The organism is Streptomyces sp. ADI95-16 (assembly GCF_003721495.1).
Classification (GTDB): domain Bacteria; phylum Actinomycetota; class Actinomycetes; order Streptomycetales; family Streptomycetaceae; genus Streptomyces; species Streptomyces goshikiensis.
The window spans coordinates 7,313,653-7,328,987 of record NZ_CP033581.1; the positions used below are offsets into that span (position 1 = coordinate 7,313,653).

17 protein-coding genes are annotated in these 15,335 nt (G+C 74.2%); 10 read left to right on the forward strand and 7 right to left on the reverse strand.

Annotated elements, in window-relative coordinates; genetic code table 11:
• Positions 1-4: 4 nt before the first annotated feature.
• From EES41_RS32460 to nadE, 6 genes are all read left to right on the forward strand, one after another.
• Positions 5-499 (forward strand): hypothetical protein, encoded by a 495-nt coding sequence (locus tag EES41_RS32460; protein ID WP_123081491.1) that lies wholly within the window; start codon positions 5-7, stop codon positions 497-499.
• Entirely contained in the window at positions 496-2,268 is a 1,773-nt protein-coding gene (locus EES41_RS32465) for a hypothetical protein (protein WP_123081492.1), read from the forward strand. Before EES41_RS32460 ends, EES41_RS32465 begins: the two co-directional genes overlap by 4 nt.
• A complete protein-coding gene (locus EES41_RS32470) occupies positions 2,265-2,450 on the forward strand; it encodes a hypothetical protein (RefSeq protein ID WP_123081493.1) in 186 nt (61 codons plus the stop codon). Before EES41_RS32465 ends, EES41_RS32470 begins: the two co-directional genes overlap by 4 nt.
• Complete coding sequence (locus EES41_RS32475) at positions 2,384-3,037, forward strand: hypothetical protein (protein WP_254211650.1); 654 nt, start codon at positions 2,384-2,386, stop codon at positions 3,035-3,037. The genes EES41_RS32470 and EES41_RS32475 overlap by 67 nt, the downstream gene beginning before the upstream one ends.
• A gap of 22 nt (positions 3,038-3,059) precedes the next feature.
• On the forward strand, positions 3,060-4,625 hold the full coding sequence (locus EES41_RS32480; protein ID WP_123081494.1) for an AAA family ATPase: 1,566 nt from the start codon (positions 3,060-3,062) through the stop codon (positions 4,623-4,625).
• 105 nt (positions 4,626-4,730) lie between these two features.
• A complete protein-coding gene (gene nadE / locus EES41_RS32485) occupies positions 4,731-5,561 on the forward strand; it encodes an ammonia-dependent NAD(+) synthetase (RefSeq protein ID WP_123081495.1) in 831 nt (276 codons plus the stop codon).
• A gap of 22 nt (positions 5,562-5,583) precedes the next feature.
• Here the strand turns inward: nadE and EES41_RS32490 are convergent, their stop codons facing one another.
• Entirely contained in the window at positions 5,584-5,958 is a 375-nt protein-coding gene (locus EES41_RS32490; RefSeq protein ID WP_123081496.1) for a VOC family protein, read from the reverse strand.
• Positions 5,959-6,000: 42 nt separating this feature from the next.
• Positions 6,001-7,887, reverse strand: coding sequence for an ABC transporter ATP-binding protein (locus EES41_RS32495; RefSeq protein ID WP_123081497.1), 1,887 nt, complete (start codon positions 7,885-7,887; stop codon positions 6,001-6,003).
• Positions 7,888-8,203: 316 nt separating this feature from the next.
• Between EES41_RS32495 and EES41_RS32500 the strand changes: the two genes are divergently transcribed.
• The gene (locus tag EES41_RS32500) at positions 8,204-8,626 is read left to right on the forward strand and encodes a DUF350 domain-containing protein (protein WP_073798602.1); all 423 of its coding nucleotides are present in this window, start codon (positions 8,204-8,206) and stop codon (positions 8,624-8,626) included.
• Between the two features lie 48 nt (positions 8,627-8,674).
• Here the strand turns inward: EES41_RS32500 and EES41_RS32505 are convergent, their stop codons facing one another.
• The 4 genes from EES41_RS32505 to EES41_RS32520 all read right to left on the reverse strand — a co-directional run bounded on the left by EES41_RS32505 (position 8,675) and on the right by EES41_RS32520 (position 12,272).
• Positions 8,675-9,886 carry an acyltransferase gene (locus tag EES41_RS32505; protein ID WP_123081498.1) on the reverse strand — a complete coding sequence of 404 codons (1,212 nt, stop codon included), beginning with the start codon at positions 9,884-9,886 and terminating at the stop codon, positions 8,675-8,677.
• A 5-nt stretch (positions 9,887-9,891) separates the two neighbouring features.
• On the reverse strand, positions 9,892-10,074 hold the full coding sequence (locus tag EES41_RS32510; protein ID WP_123081499.1) for a hypothetical protein: 183 nt from the start codon (positions 10,072-10,074) through the stop codon (positions 9,892-9,894).
• A gap of 135 nt (positions 10,075-10,209) precedes the next feature.
• Positions 10,210-10,890: a response regulator transcription factor gene (locus EES41_RS32515; RefSeq protein WP_123081500.1), complete on the reverse strand. Its 681-nt coding sequence runs from the start codon at positions 10,888-10,890 to the stop codon at positions 10,210-10,212.
• Positions 10,887-12,272 carry a sensor histidine kinase gene (locus EES41_RS32520; protein WP_123081501.1) on the reverse strand — a complete coding sequence of 462 codons (1,386 nt, stop codon included), beginning with the start codon at positions 12,270-12,272 and terminating at the stop codon, positions 10,887-10,889. The genes EES41_RS32515 and EES41_RS32520 overlap by 4 nt, the downstream gene beginning before the upstream one ends.
• A gap of 101 nt (positions 12,273-12,373) precedes the next feature.
• On the opposite strand from EES41_RS32520, the gene EES41_RS32525 reads away from it, so the two are divergent.
• The 3 genes from EES41_RS32525 to EES41_RS32535 all read left to right on the forward strand — a co-directional run bounded on the left by EES41_RS32525 (position 12,374) and on the right by EES41_RS32535 (position 14,366).
• On the forward strand, positions 12,374-13,321 hold the full coding sequence (locus EES41_RS32525) for an AEC family transporter (protein WP_123081502.1): 948 nt from the start codon (positions 12,374-12,376) through the stop codon (positions 13,319-13,321).
• Positions 13,318-13,911: an HXXEE domain-containing protein gene (locus tag EES41_RS32530; RefSeq protein WP_123081503.1), complete on the forward strand. Its 594-nt coding sequence runs from the start codon at positions 13,318-13,320 to the stop codon at positions 13,909-13,911. Before EES41_RS32525 ends, EES41_RS32530 begins: the two co-directional genes overlap by 4 nt.
• Positions 13,912-13,973: 62 nt before the next feature.
• Positions 13,974-14,366, forward strand: a complete 393-nt coding sequence (locus tag EES41_RS32535; protein ID WP_164496001.1) for a hypothetical protein — start codon at positions 13,974-13,976, stop codon at positions 14,364-14,366.
• Here the strand turns inward: EES41_RS32535 and EES41_RS32540 are convergent.
• Positions 14,320-15,285 carry a hypothetical protein gene (locus EES41_RS32540; protein WP_164496002.1) on the reverse strand — a complete coding sequence of 322 codons (966 nt, stop codon included), beginning with the start codon at positions 15,283-15,285 and terminating at the stop codon, positions 14,320-14,322. The genes EES41_RS32535 and EES41_RS32540 overlap by 47 nt on opposite strands.
• Positions 15,286-15,335: the final 50 nt, after the last annotated feature.

A 15,335-nucleotide genomic window follows, 5' to 3' on the forward strand; every position in this document is an offset into this window, starting at 1 on the left:
GACCATGGGGTACATCGAGCGTCCGCGCCGCGTCGTGCGACCGGCGCAGGACCTCCACACCACAGCCGGACCCGAGCCGGGCGTCGCGGGCCCCGCCCGCGCCCCCGGCCGCCTGGCCGATCGTCTGCGCAACCGGTCTCCGGAGCTGCTGGAGGCCGTGTCCCGGCTCGACGCCGGCCTCGACGACACGGCGCGCCGGCAGCTCGCCGACTGGATCCGCGAGCACTACGAGGCCGAACACCACACCGCCCCGGTGGGGTACGTGGCCAAGTGCTGGCTCGGGCCGCCGTACGTGGACCACGTCCTCGACCTGTTCGGCACGATCCTCACCCACTACACCCCCGGCGACGTGATGCCCTCACCGTACGGCGAGGCCAGGATGCTGGCCCGCAACGCCAGTTACGCCTGCGTCGAGGTCTATTCCGACGGGCTGGTGCTGCCCGTCCTGACGAACGGGTCCGTCGTACGGCCCGGCGGACGATCGGAGAACCAGCAGTGACGGAAACGGACTACGCCCTCCACCGGAAGGTCGCCGAGGTCAGCCGCCTCGTCGTCCAGGTCGCCGAACAGGTCGGCCACGTCTCCGGACAGGTCACGGCCGTCGAGGCCGGGACCCAGCAGACCCGGACCGAACTCCAGCAACTGCGCGACGAGTTCCGCGCGTTCGTCGACCAGGCCAGGCTCACGGCCGCGCTCCAGCGGGCGGAGACCAAGGTCGGCGTCATCCAGGACCAGCTCGACCACGAGTTCGGGCACCACAAGGTGGTCCGGCGCACCGCCGTCGGCATGCTCCAGGCCTTCGACATCGGTCTGGTCTCCGAGGACACCGTCCGCATGGTCGGCGACCAGCTGATGCTCCAGACCCCGCGCTACTGGCTCGCGCCCGCGCTCGTCGCGCTCGCCGCCTGGTCCGCCGACGACCCGACGCTGTGCGAACGCGCCGTACAGGAGTCCTTCCGCCGCTCCCCGGACCGCACCTCGCTGTTCTTCGCCCTCGTCCTGCGCCGCCAGGGCCGGCACGCCGAGTCGACCCGCTGGCTGCGGCACTACCTGATGGCGCAGGACCCAGCCGCGCTCGGCCGCGAGTTCGCCGTCATCCTGGAGTCGGTGGCCCAGGGCGCGTTCGGCGCCGCCGGCCGCGGCATGCTCCGGGACACCATGGACGAGTGGCACGAACTCCTCGCGAGCGACGAGGGCGCCGAAGACGCCCAGATCGACCGGTGGCGCGCCGAGATCGGCGGCCTGTGCCCGCCGGTGGCCGCCGACGAGTTCCCCTTCCTGTCCCGGGTGTCACCGCAGTGGCCGCCGCTCGCCCAGGTGCTCTCCGCGGCCCGCAGCCAGCAGGCCGTGCTCGACAAGTACACGGCGATCATGAACGCCGAACACACCCCGTCGAACCGCATCGAGGACGCCGTCGACGACATCCTCGACCGGCTGGTCTCCGAGTACGACAACGAGGAACTCCCCCTCCGCCGCGACCTCGCCTTCCAGCAGGCGGTCGTCGCCCACGACGGGGACACCGTCCGCGCGAAGGCCGACGCCGACGCCGACTCGGCCTCCTACGACGAGACCCTCGACTACCTGACCGTACAGAGCACCGCCGCGCTCAACCCGTCCGCGATCGGCACCTCGGAAGCCACCCGCAGGCTCGCCGTGGCCGCCTGCCGGGACTGGTTCCACCACGCCCACCAGGCGGTCTCCGCGGACTACCGCAACGCCGTGCCGCAGGACGTGTGGGCCCGCTTCGACGCCACCTACCCCATCGGCTCGCAGAGCTTCACCCTGCCCCAGTGGGGCGGCTCCTTCCGCACCCCGCTGCCCGAACTCCAGCAGGACCTCGGCGCGCACTGGGACAAGCACACCGCCCCCTTCCTGGCCGCCCTCGGATACCGGTACGCGAGCAAGGTGGCGGTGGCCGCACTCGTCGCCGTGATCGGCCTGTTCATCGGCAGCGCCATCGGCGGGGCCGCCACGGTCGTCATCCCGCTGCTGATCGCCGCCGGCGCCGCGATCGTCATCAACCAGGGCGCGAGCAAGGCCCGCCAGGTGCAGGAGGGCGCCCGGGTCCTGCTCGGCGAGGCCAAGCGCGACGCCCAGCACCAACTGGCCGGAGCCTCGGCCGATCTGACCACCTGGCAGCAGGCGTACGCCGGTGCCGACGCCGTCGAAGCCGCCGTACGGGAGTTCATCGCCTCCCTGTCCACCGCGACCGAGGCCGGATCCCCGTTCGGCGGCCGCACCGTACCCCGGGAAGGAACCCAGGCATGAGCACGCACACCCCCGAACAGGGGCCGCCGTCGCGCCGGCTGTGGGCCGCCGGCACCGGCCCCGCCGAGGAGCGCACCACCGCCCGCCTGCGCCGCGTCGTCGACGGGCTGCCCGCGTGGTCCCCGCTGCCGCCCGGCGAGCAGCTCGTCCGGCGTCCCGGCGCGAGCCGGAGGGAACCCTGAACACCCTCTGGGGCCACGGCGGCGCCTACCAGACCTGGACCGAGTACCTGGCCCGCTGGGCCGAGGAAGGCGGCGCGGGCACCGCGGCGGCGGCCGCCCGGCTGCCGCGGCTGCGGCCCGAGGACTACCACCACGAGACCTGGGTCCGGCTCGTCAACCAGCTCACCGGGGCCGTCGGCCACCGCCTCCAGGCCTGGGCGGACAGCCTGACCGCGGCGCTGGCGGAGGCCGCCGCCGACGAGTTCGCCGCGGGCCGGGCCCTGGTCCAGTCCCGCACCGGCCTCGACACCGTCCGGGCACTGGCCTCGCACCCCTCCCTGCCCGAGGACCTGCGCACACAGCTGCGCACCCTGGTCGACGGCCAGATCGAGAACCTCCAGCGGCAGCTGGAGGACCAGCTGACCCGCGCCGTACGCGGCGGCGCCGACCCGACGTGGGCCGAGGAGCGCCGCCGCACCCTGCGCGACAACCCGCTGACCACGGTGGCCGGGGCCGCCGGGGCGGGCAGCGCAGCCCCGCCCGCTCCGGGCGGCGGCTGGTCGTACGACCCAGCCACCCCGGCCCGCCGCCGCGTCATCACCGACTGACTCATCGGAGACCCGTAGCCCCATGCCCAACTACGCCGAATGCCACCGCGACCTCGACAGCTACATCTCCGCCCGGGTGCCGGTCATCTGCATGCGCACCATCGAGCAGCAGCGCGCCCTGCGGCTCGTCCGCACCGCCGCCACCCACGCGCGGCGCGGCAACATGCCGTTCTGGATCTACACCCGGGCCACCGGCCTGCGGGACCTGCGCACCAACGCCCCGCTGATGGACGACCGTTCGCTCACCGGGGCGATGGAGTACGCGGCCGGCCAGTTCACCGCCCGCCCCAACGCCACCCTCGTCCTCGTCGAACCCGACGACCTCGACGCCGACACCCCGCTGACCCGGCACATCGCCGAACTGGCCCGGCTCGCCGACACCAACATGGGCAGCATCATCCTGATCACCGACAGCCCGGTGTGGAGCGGCCTCCAGCGCCTCGGGATGAGCCTCCAGCTGGAGCCGCCGGACGCCGACGAGATGTACGCGACCCTCTCCGCCTTCCTCGACGACCACCGGGGCCACATCCCGATCGCCTGGGGCGAGCAGGACATCCGGCGCGCCTCCGAGTTCCTCGTGGGCGTCACCGAGGGCGAGGCGATCAACCTGATGGCGACCGTCGCCGCCAAGGGCTCGGTGGACGAGGGCGACGTCCTCGTCCTCGCCCAGTCCAAGGACCGCATCTTCAACGACCTGACCGGACTCCAGAAGGTGCCGCTGAAGGCCGCCGACTACGCGGTCGGCGGGCTCTCCAACCTCCGCGACTGGCTCCGGCGCCGGGGCCGCCTGCTCCAGGCCGACCTGCGCGCCACCGAGCTGCGGCCGCCGCGCGGGGTACTGCTCGTCGGCGTCCCCGGCTGCGGCAAGTCGCTCTCCGCGAAGGCCATCGCCGCGCAGTGGCAACTGCCGCTGTACCGGCTCGACATGGGCTCCATCCACGGCAAGTACCTCGGCGAGTCCGAGGGCCGCTTCCGGGAGGCCCTGGAGACGGCCGACCGGGTCGCGCCCTGCGTGCTGTGGATCGACGAGATCGAGAAGGGCCTGGCCGGGGCGGGCGACGGCACGGGGGTCCCGCAGCGGATCATCGGCCAGTTCCTCTTCTGGCTCCAGGAGTCCCAGTCGCGCTCCTTCGTCGTGGCCACGGCCAACGACGTCCGCAGCCTGCCGCCGGAGCTGCTGCGCAAGGGCCGCTTCGACGAGCTGTTCTTCGTGGACCTGCCCGACGCCCAGGACCGCGAGGAGATCATCGGGATCTACTACCGGCGCTACCTGAAGACCGACCCCGATCCCGAACAGCTGGCCCGTCTCGTCGACCTGTCCGAGGGGTTCGCCGGCTCCGACATCGAGGCGGCCCTCCACGACGTCGGCGCGGAGGTCTACCTCGGAGGGGGTACGGAGAACCTCAGGCCCGCCTTCGTCCTCGACACCTTCGCCAACACGGTCCCGCTCAGCCGGAACAACCCGGAGCAGATCGAGGAGATCCGCGCCTGGGGCCGCGAGCGCGCCGTCCCGGCCGGCCGCTTCACGGCCACCACCGCCCAGGGCCCGGCGGCCCCGGCCCGCCGCATCGTCTTCCTGGACGACTGACGACCGGGGACGGGCCGACCGGGGACACGCCGGCCGGGGGGCTTCGACTAGGGTCGGTGGGAAGCACAGCACACCGTGCACCACCATCGACCACGAGGAGCAGCCGTGAGCCGGCCGGCGTCCACCGTTCTGCAGCAGGAGATCGCCCGGGAACTCCAGGTGTCGGAGACCTTCGACGCCGAGCGGGAGATCGAGCGCCGGGTGGCGTTCCTGGCGGAGCGGCTCACCTCCACCGGGCTGCGCTCCCTGGTGCTCGGGATCAGCGGGGGAGTGGACTCCACCACGGCGGGACGGCTCTGCCAGCTCGCCGTGGAGCGGGCCCGCGCGGCCGGCCACGAGGCGGTCTTCTACGCGATGCGGCTGCCCTACGGCGTCCAGGCCGACGAGCACGACGCCCAGCTCGCCCTGGGCTTCATCCGGGCGGACCGGGTACTGACCGTGGACGTCAAGCCCGCCAGTGACGCCGCGCTGGAGACCGCGCTGGCCGGCGGCACCGTCTTCCGGGACGCCGGCCACCAGGACTTCGTGCAGGGCAACATCAAGGCCCGTCAGCGCATGGTCGCCCAGTACGCGGTGGCCGGCGCGCACGACGGCCTCGTCGTCGGCACCGACCACGCGGCGGAGGCGGTCTCCGGCTTCTTCACCAAGTTCGGGGACGGCGCGGCCGACCTGGTCCCGCTGACCGGCCTGACCAAGCGGCGGGTCCGCGCCGTGGCCGACGCCCTGGGCGCCCCCGCCGCGCTGGTCTGGAAGACCCCGACGGCGGACCTGGAGACCCTGGCCCCGGGCAAGGCCGACGAGGACGCCCTCGGCGTCACCTACGACGACATCGACGACTTCCTGGAGGGCAAGCCCGTCGACGAGCGCGCCTTCGACACGATCGTCCGCCGCTACCGCCTCACGGAGCACAAGCGCCAGCTCCCGATCGCGCCGTAACGCCGCGACGCGGGCGGCGGAGCTACCGGGCGGTGCGGGGCTTGGTCTGCTGGACCGCCCAGCCGTTGCCGTCCGGGTCGGAGAAGTAGACGAACGAGCCCCACGGCATGTCCATGATCTCGGTCACCTCGATGCCCCGGGCCCGGAGGTCGGCGTGGGCCTCCTCGATGTCCCCGACGACCACCTGCATGTTGTCCAGGGACCCCGGGACCATCCGGGTGAGGCCCTTGCCCAGGGCGATGGAGCAGGCCGATCCCGGCGGGGTCAGCTGGACGAACCGGATCTCCTCGCTCACCGTCACGTCGTGGTCGGCGTGGAAGCCGACCCGTTCGTAGAAGGCCTTGGCCCGGTCGACATCAGTGACCGGGACGGCGACCAGCTCCAGCTTGATGTCCATCGCGTACTCCAGGAACGGGGGAGGGGGCAGGGCCTGGGGTCATCATGCTCCCGTCGTCCGGGCCGCGCCGCCCGGCGCGAACTGCGTCCGGTACAGCTCCTCGTACCGGCCGCCCGCCGCGAGCAGCTCCGGGTGCGTGCCCCGCTCCACGATCCGGCCGTCCTCGACCACCAAGATCAGGTCCGCCGCCTGTACGGTCGACAGCCGGTGCGCGATCACCACGGCGGTCCGCCCGGCCAGCGCCTCGCCCAGGGCCTCCTGCACCGCCGCCTCGGAGGTGGAGTCCAGGTGCGCGGTGGCCTCGTCGAGGATCACCACCCGCTGCCGGGCCAGCAGCAGCCGGGCGATCGTGAGGCGCTGGCGCTCCCCGCCCGAGAGCCGGTACCCGCGCTCGCCGACCACCGTGTCCAGGCCGTCCGGCAGCGAGGCCACGAGGCCGTCCAGCCGGGACCGGCGCAGGGCCTCCCAGATCTCGGCCTCGTCCGCCCCGGGGCGGGCCAGCAGCAGGTTCGCCCGTACCGACTCGTGGAACAGGTGCCCGTCCTGGGTGACCATGCCCAGCGTGTCCCGGATGGAGTCGGCCGTGAGGTCGCGCACGTCGATCCCGCCCAGCCGGACCGCGCCCGCGTCCGCGTCGTACAGCCGCGGCAGCAGCTGGGCGATGGTGGACTTGCCGGCCCCGGAGGAGCCGACCAGGGCGATCATCTGCCCGGGCTCGGCGCGGAACGAGACCTCGTGCAGCACCTGCGTACCGCCCCGCGCGTCGAGGGTGGCGACCTCCTCCAGCGAGGCCAGCGAGACCTTGTCGGCGGAGGGGTAGCCGAAGGAGACCCCGTCGAACTCCACGGCGACCGGCCCGTCCGGGACCCGCCGGGCGTCCGGCTTCTGGGCGATCAGCGGCTCCAGGTCGAGGATCTCGAAGACCCGCTCGAAGCTCACCATGGCGCTCATCACCTCCACCCGGGCACCCGCCAGCGCCGTCAGCGGGGCGTACAGCCGGGTCAGCAGCAGGGCGAGGGCCACGACGGCGCCGGCGTCCAGGGAGCCGCGCAGGGCGAAGTAGCCGCCGAGGCCGTAGACGAGGGCCAGGGCCAGGGCGGAGACCAGGGTGAGCGCGGTGATGAAGGCCGACTGGGCCATCGCCGTACGGATCCCGATGTCCCGCACCCGGGCGGCCCGGGCCGCGAACTCGGCGGACTCGTCGGCGGGCCGCCCGAACAGCTTGACCAGGGTCGCGCCCGGGGCGGAGAACCGCTCCGTCATCTGGGTGCCCATCGCGGCGTTCAGCGTCGAGGCCTCGCGCTGCATGGCGGCCATCCTGGCCCCCATCCGCCGGGCGGGCAGCACGAACACCGGCAGCAGGACCAGCGCCAGCAGGGTGATCTGCCAGGAGATGCCCAGCATCACGGCGAGCGTCAGCAGCAGGGTCACCGTGTTGGCGGCCACCCCGGACAGGGTGTTGCTGAAGGCCCGCTGGGCGCCGATCACATCGTTGTTGAGGCGGCTGACGAGCGCCCCGGTCCGGGTCCGGGTGAAGAAGGCCACCGGCATCCGCTGCACGTGGTCGAAGACGGCCGTCCGCAGGTCCAGGATCAGCCCCTCGCCGAGGGTGGCGGACAGCCGGCGGGCCAGCAGGCCGATCCCCGCCTCGGCGACCGCGATCACCGCGATGAGCAGCGCGAGCCGGGTGACCGTCCCGGTGCCGCGGCCGTCGACGATGGCGGTGACGACCCGGCTGGCGAGCACCGGGGTGGCCACCGCGAGCAGTGCGGTCACCACACTGAGCAGCAGGAAGAGGGTGAGGCCCCGGCGGTGCGGGCGGGCGAAGGCGGCGATCCGGCGCAGGCTCGCGCGGGAGAGCGGCCGGCGGTCCCGCTGTGCGTTGATCGTGCTGTGGAGCGAGGTCCACGCGGTGACTTCCATGTCCATGCCCGGAACACTAAGACCTCAACTAATATTGAGGTCAAGGGTTCGCCCGGCCTCACCCCGGCCCGGGGCCCAACTCCCTCTCGTACGAGCGATGTTCGAGCCGGCGTGTCCTCGACCGGTTCGAGCGGCCGGCGCCCCGGCCCCGCAACTCCCCGGAGCACGCGGCCGGGAACTCCGCGTCGTACCCCCGGTACGCCTTCGAGCTTTGCCATTCCCTGACCTCCCCATGGTCCGCGGCGAGGCCGTGCGATAGATTCGGCCGGCCCCCACAGCACCACCTCACGTACGTCCATCCCCGCGGAGACAGGCTTCCCCCATGAGCGACATCATCAACGGACTCGGCCGCACCAGCGCGTTCGGCGCCCTCGGCCTCGTCCTGCTGATCCTCGGCATCGTCCTCGTGGACGTGCTGACGCCCGGGAAGCTCCCGAAGCAGATCTGGGAGGACCGCAACCGCAACGCCGCCGTCCTGCTCAGCTCCGCGCTGCTCGGCATCGGCGGCATCGTCTTCACCTCGATCTGGACGACGTACGACGACTTCGGCAAGGGCCTGCTGTCCACGGCGGCGTTCGGGCTGCTCGGGCTGGTCCTGATGGCGGTCGCGTTCCTGGTGCTGGACTGGGTGACCCCCGGCAAGCTCGGCGCCATCGTGGTGGACCCGGAGCCGCACCCGGCGGTCTGGGTCTCCGCCTCCTGCAACCTGGCCGTCGCCGCCATCGTCGCGGCCTCGATCGCCTGATCGCCTGACGACGCCCGGCCGCCGCTGCCCGGACCGGACCGGCCGGCGCTACGCCAGACCCAGCGCGAACACCGTGAACCCGGCCGCCAGCAGCCCCGCCACGGTCCGCCGCAGGGCCGAGGCGCCGCGCCCGTCCACCGGCGCGGCCTCGAACCGGCGCGCGTAGCGAGCGATCCCCACCAGCAGCGCCGCGAACACCGGCAGCCACAGCAGACGCACCGCGATCCAGCCCGGGCCGTCCGGGGCCGCCGTCAGCCCGGCCACCTCGCCCACGAACGAGCCGGGAACCGCCGCCGCCAGCAGCGCCGTCTGGTGCCAGCACAGGATCGTCATCGCGCACAGGTTGATCACGACCACCGGCGCCCACAGCGCCGGCCGGGCCAACACCCGCGCCAGCCGGTCCCGCAGCAGGATCGCCGCCCCCGACTGCGCCGCCGCCAGCGCCAGTACCAGCAGCGACGGCGGGTGCGAGTTCGTCCGCGCCTCGCCCGGCACCCCCACCATCGACGCCGGGTAGTGGAACACCAGCAGCAGCGCCGCGAACAGCAGGGCCCCGCCCGCCAGCAGCAGCCAGGCCCCGCGCCGGCCGATCCGCCGCTCGCCCCACGCGACGCCCAGCTGGTACGCGAACAGCCACCCCGGCAGGATGTTCACCAGCGCCAGCCACGCCGGCACCGCGTCCGCGAACGGCCCGTAGCGCAGGAAGTCCACCACCGCGACCGCCCCCAGCAGCGGGGCCGCCGCCCAGCCGCCCAGCCGGCGCGCCGCCCGCACGCAGTACGGGGTCAGCGCCGTGACCACCGCGTACACCCCGACGAACCACAGCGGCTGGACCACCAGCTTCGCCCCGGTCCGCAGCGTCACCTCCGCCACCCCCGCCGCGTACAGCACCGGCGCCGCCAGCGCCCACACCACCGTGACCCCGAGCACCGGCCGGCCCAGCCGGACGATCCGGCCCTTCAGCCAGGCCCCCGCGGACCCCTGGCGGCGGTGGTACGAGAGCACCGAGGCGTAACCGCCCACCAGGAAGAAGACGCCGAGCATCTGGAGTACCCAACTGGCCGGGGCCAGGCCGCCGAACGCGGACAGCGGGCTCGCATTGTGCAGGGCCCCGTCGGAGTCCAGGGTGAACCCGCCGAGCAGCCAGTGCCCGGTCGGTACGGCCAGCAGCGCGAGGGCGCGCAGCCCGTCGAGCGCCCGGTCGCGGTGGGCGGGGGTCTGCCGCTCGATCCGGTCGGCGGTGGCCGTCAGGAGGGTCATCGTGCTCACCGGGCCGCCCCCTTCGCGAGCGCGGCGCAGGCGGCGCAGGCGGGGTCGGCGCCGTGGCCGGTCCCGGCGAACGGCACGCTCGGCACGTCCGCGATCTCCCCGGCGGCCCAGCCCGCGGTCCCCGCCACCACCGTCACCGCCGGTGCGGCCGTGACCAGTGTCCTTGCGAAGCGGCCCATGCCCCTTCTCCTCTCCCTCGTGACGAGGGAGAAGGTAGGAAGCGGGTGTCCCGCCGTACGTCGGACCGGGGAGCCAAGTCGCGGGTCATACCCCGGTAGGGGGTGGAGGAGGGCGCGGCGGGCCGGCCGCTGGGATCAGGCGCTGTCGCCCGGGCGCACCAGCCCCGCCTCGTACGCGAAGATCACCGCCTGCGCCCGGTCCCGCAGGCCGAGCTTGGCCAGCACCCGCCCGATGTGCGTCTTCACGGTCTGTTCCGCCACCACCAGGTACGCGGCGATCTCCTGGTTCGACAGCCCGCGCGCGATCAGCTCCAGCACCTCGGTCTCCCGGGGGGTCAGCCCCTTCAGGCGCAGCGCCGGGTCCTTGCGCGGCGCCGGCCGCTGCTGGACGAAGTCGGCGATCAGCCGCCGGGTCACCGAGGGCGCCAGCAGCGCCTCGCCCGAGGCCACCACCCGGACCGCCGCGATCAGGTCGGCCGGCGGGGCGTCCTTGAGCAGGAACCCGGAGGCGCCGGCGCGCAGCGCCTCGTACACGTAGTCGTCGATGTCGAAGGTGGTGAGCATCAGTACCTTCGGCAGGTGCGTCACGCCCGGCGGCGGGCCGAGGATCTCGCGGGCCGCCGCGAGCCCGTCCATCTCGGGCATCCGTACGTCCATCAGCACCACGTCGGGGTGCACCGTACGGGCGACCCGCACCCCCTCCCGCCCGTTGGGCGCCTCGCCCACCACATCGATGTCGGCCTGCGCCGAGAGCAGGGCGGCGAACCCCGCGCGCACCATGGCCTGGTCGTCGACGATGATCACGCGGATGGTCAACTGGCTTCCCTGTCTGGCTGGTCGGGCTGGGCTGGATCGCCGGGCCGGTCCGGACCGGGCTGTGCTGCCGGGCCGCCGGGCTCGCCCGGCTCCCTCAGGGGCAGCCGGGCGGCGACCCGGAAGCCGCCGTCGGGCAGCGGACCGGTGTCCAGCGTCCCGCCCGTCAACCGTACGCGCTCGCGCATTCCCACCAGACCGTGCCCCGTGCCCGAACCCTCCAGCGCCGTCACGGCGTCCCGCGCGGGGCCGTTGACCACCAGGACGAGCACCTCGTCCGCGTGCAGGGTCACCGAGACGTTCGTCCGCGCGCCGGGCGCGTGCCGCACCACATTGGCCAGGGCCTCCTGCACGATCCGGTACGCCGACAGGTCCACCGCCGGCGGCAGCGCCTCGGCGGCGCCCGCTGCCAGGGACAGCCCCACCGGCTGCCCGGCCCGTACGGTCGCCTCCACCAGCTGCTGCACCCGGCCGAGCCCCGGCTGCGGGGCCAGCTCGCCGCCCGGCCCGTCCCCGTTGCCGCGCAGCACCGTCAGCAGCCGTCGCATCTCGCCCAGCGACTCGCGGGCGCTCGCCGCGATCGCCTCGAACTCCTCGCGCACCGGATCAGGCATCCCGGGCAGCCGGTACGGCGCGGAATCCGCCTGCACGGTGATCACCGACATGTGGTGCGCCACCACGTCGTGCAACTCCCGTGCGATCCGCGCCCGTTCCTCCAGCAGCGTGCGCCGCGCCCGCTCGCCCTCGCTGATGCTCTCCTGCTCGGCGATCCGCTGCTGCGCGTCACCGAGCCCGCGCACCGCGCCCGTCAGCGCCAGCACGACCCCGCTCAGCACGAACAGCAGCGCCACGGTGGTCATCACGCCGCCGGGCTGGAAGAACCCCAGCGCCGTCCCGACCGCGCCGGTCACCAGCCACACCCCGACCAGGGTCCGGATCGACTCGCGCAGCCCCAGGCAGGCCATCAGCGCCAGGTAGCCGACGATGACCATCGGGGTCCACGGCCAGGCGTGCCCGGCCACCTGGTCGGCGCGGACCAGCACCAGCGCGCCCAGGGTGTCCGCCAGCAGGACCAGACCCCAGGCGGCCAGCGGCCGCGTCACCGCCAGCAGCAGCGGCACCGTCTGGGCCACGCCCAGCGCGCCGGCCCAGCCGCCGCCCGCCTTGTAGTCGTTGGTCAGCACCGCGATGGTCGTGGGCAGCAGCGCGGCGGTGAAGGCGCCCATCAGCAGGTACGGCAGCATCCGCTGCCACGCCCTGGGCGCCCGCGCGAACAGCGGCTCCGCCGCCCGCGCGGGCGTGCGCACCACCCCCCAGAGCCGGTTCGTCGCGCGCGGCTCCCGCGCGGGCGGGGCGGGGGCTGGGGTACGGGCTCGGTCGCTCATGATCGGTCCAGCCTATGCGGGACCGGTCCCCGGGCAAGGGCGACGGGGCGTGCGGATAGGCTGCTCGCGGTCAGGCCGATCACGGGGGAGAGCCGGTACGCATGGGCGGGGCAGCCGCACTCGAAAAGCTGGTGCCGGTGCTGCTGGCCTTCGGCGGCGGGGCGCTCCTCGCGCGCCGCAAGACCGTCCCCGCCGAAGCCTCCAAGGCCTTCGCCGACTACGCCTTCCTCTTCGCCGTCCCCTGCTACCTCTTCGGCAACATCTACACCAGCGACCTCGGTGCCCTCTTCAACTGGCGGGCGATCGGCGGGTACGCGGCCGCCGCCGCCCTCGCGGTGCTCGCCATCGCGGTGGCCGCCACCGCCCACGGGACACGGGAGCCGCGCGCCGTCGCGCTGCGCGTGATGGCCGGAGTGCAGGTGAACACCGCCTACTTCGCCGTCCCCGTGTTCATCACCGTGTTCGGGACGGCCGCCCCGATCTTCCCGGTGCTGCTCTTCCAGGTCTGCGTGCTGTCCCTGGTCGTCATCTCCATCATGGAACTCGGCCGCGCCGGTCCGGGCGCGGGCGGCCCCGGCTCCCGGCTCGGGCGGGCCGTCGGAGCCTCCCTCGCCACCCCGCTGGTGCTCGCCTGCAACGCCGGGATCCTGCTCAACCTGCTGTCGGTACGGGTTCCCGCGGTGGTGCTGGACGGGGCCGCGTTCGTCGGCGACAGCGCCTCCCCGGTCGCCCTGTTCGCCCTCGGCCTCCACCTGGGCGGGCAGGGCCTGGACATCCGGGGCACCTCGCGCGAGGAGCTGGCCCTGATCGCCTTCAAGTGCCTGGGCTTCCCGCTGCTCGCCTGGGTGGTGTGCGGGGCGCTGTTCGACGTGCCGGGGCAGTGGCTCGCGTACCTCGTGCTGATCGCGGCGATGCCGACCCCGCAGAACCTGTTCGTCTTCGCCCAGCGCTACGACGTGGGCGTGGACCTCTCCGCCTCGCTCGTGATCAAGTCCTCGGTGGTTTCCCTGCTGTTGCTGCCCCTCTGGCTGCATACGGTGGCCTCATGACCGACTCGAACACACGGGTGGCCCCTGCCGCCCCCGAGGCCTTGGCCGCTCCCGCCGCCCTGGCCGCCCTCGCCCCCGCGACGCTGGGCCTGCTGGCCGCCTGGGCCGTGCACGACCTGGAGGAGGTGGCCGCCATGACGCGCTGGTCCCGCACCCGGGTCCCCGTCCTGCGCGCGCGCCACCCGCGCGTCCCCGACCGGGTGTGGCAGCGGCTCGAAGCCGTCGACTCCCGCGAGTTCGCCGCCGCCGTCGGCGTCATGGGCGTCGTGGTCGCGGCGGCCGCCGCGGACGGGTACCGCACCGGCGGCCGCTCCGCCTTCTACCAGAGCGCCCTGGACGGCTTCGGCCTGCACGGCCTCGTCCACCTCGCGCAGGCCGCCGTCACCCGCGGCTACACCCCGGGCGTGGTGACCTCACCGCTGGTCGTCGTCCCGTTCACCCTCTGGGCCCGCGGCCGGCTGCGTCGCGCCGGGGTGCTGCGGCCGACCCGGCCCCGTGACCTGGCGCGGGGGCTGGGCCTGGCCGCCGCGGCCACCGTCGCCTCCCACGCCGTGGCCCGGCGGATCCGGCGCGCCCCGGCCGTGCCGTAGCGGCGGACGCCGAGAAGGGACCGGCCACCGTTCCCCCGGCGGGTCCCGCTCGTTGACCCGGCATGGAGCTGCCGACCACCGCGGCGCCCGGCGTCGGTGAACGGGCCGACGCCGCGGCCGATGCCGCCTGCCACCTCTACGACGCCGTCGCCCCCTGGAGCGCCCGCGAGCCCGGGGGGTGGAGCCGGACCGCCGCGGAGGACGCCGCCGAGGTGATCGAGACCACCGCGCACGCCCTCGCGCGCGTCCACCCGCGCGCGGAGGTCATCCTGGCCCCCGTCCACGTCGCCCTCGCCGACCTGCGCCGCCAGCTCGCGCTGCCGCCGCCGGACGCGCTGACCGCCGACGGGCTCCCGGCGACCCCGCGCACCGTGGGCAACCCGCGCCGGACCCGGCGGGTCCGGGCGGTCACGCTCCCCGAGCCCCGGCAACGGCGGTCTCGTACAACTTCCTGATCTCCCGCCCGAAGTAGGAGCTGTACGAGGTGTCGGGCGTGGTCCCGCCCGTCTTCCAGCCGCCGATGACCCCGACCACCTCCCCGGTCCCGGTCTGCGGGTCGTAGTGCGCGAGGAACGGGCCGCCACTGGTCCCGCCCGGGTACCCGGTGCAGTCGATCCGCAGGAACGATCCCGGGATGCCGGGGTCGGTGCTGGTGAACTTCGTCGTCCGGTTGTGGCACCGGCGCGGGCGCGCCGACGTCGCCGGATAGCCGATCAGCTCGACCCGCGCGTGCGTGTAAGTGGCGCCGGTGACCAGCCGGTTCGCGCCGACCACGTCCTGCACCCGCCAGCCCTCGGCGTCCGGCCCCACCTGCGCGAAGGCCACGTCCACGGTCGCCGCCCGGTCCGGCCCCTCGCGCGGGTAGCGCGGGTCGATCCACACCTTGGGGCGCCCGTTCGTACCCCGCAGGACCGGGAACAGGCCGTAAGGCCGCGGCTTCGCGCGCGTGTACCGCGGTACGAAGGCCACCTGGCGGGAGTCCGGGCCGAGCAGGCAGTGCGCGGCGCTCAGCACCAGGTCGTGGCCGGGGGAGGCGACCACGCTCGCGGTGCAGAAGTACGCGCCGCTGCCCTGCATGACGAACATCCGCCCGACGACCGGGACGCCGTCGAAGTTCTCGCCGATGCCGGCCTTGGCCGCGCGGGTCTCGGGCACCCCGGAGGTGACGGGCTCGGCCGACGCCATCCGCTCGGGCGTCCAGAACGCCTCGGCCTCCCGGGCGGACCAGCCGTCGGCGGCCCGGACCGGGCCGGCGGCCCGCGCGGTCCCGACGGCCCGCGCCGTCCCGGAGCCGTCGGCCCCGGCCACCGGCAGCGGCCCGCCGAGCAGCATCAGCGCGGCAGTGGCCACCGCCACCGTCAACGTGCGTCGCATTCGTGGAGCTCCCATTCCTCTTCGTCGCGGACGTGACCTGAGAAGGGCCC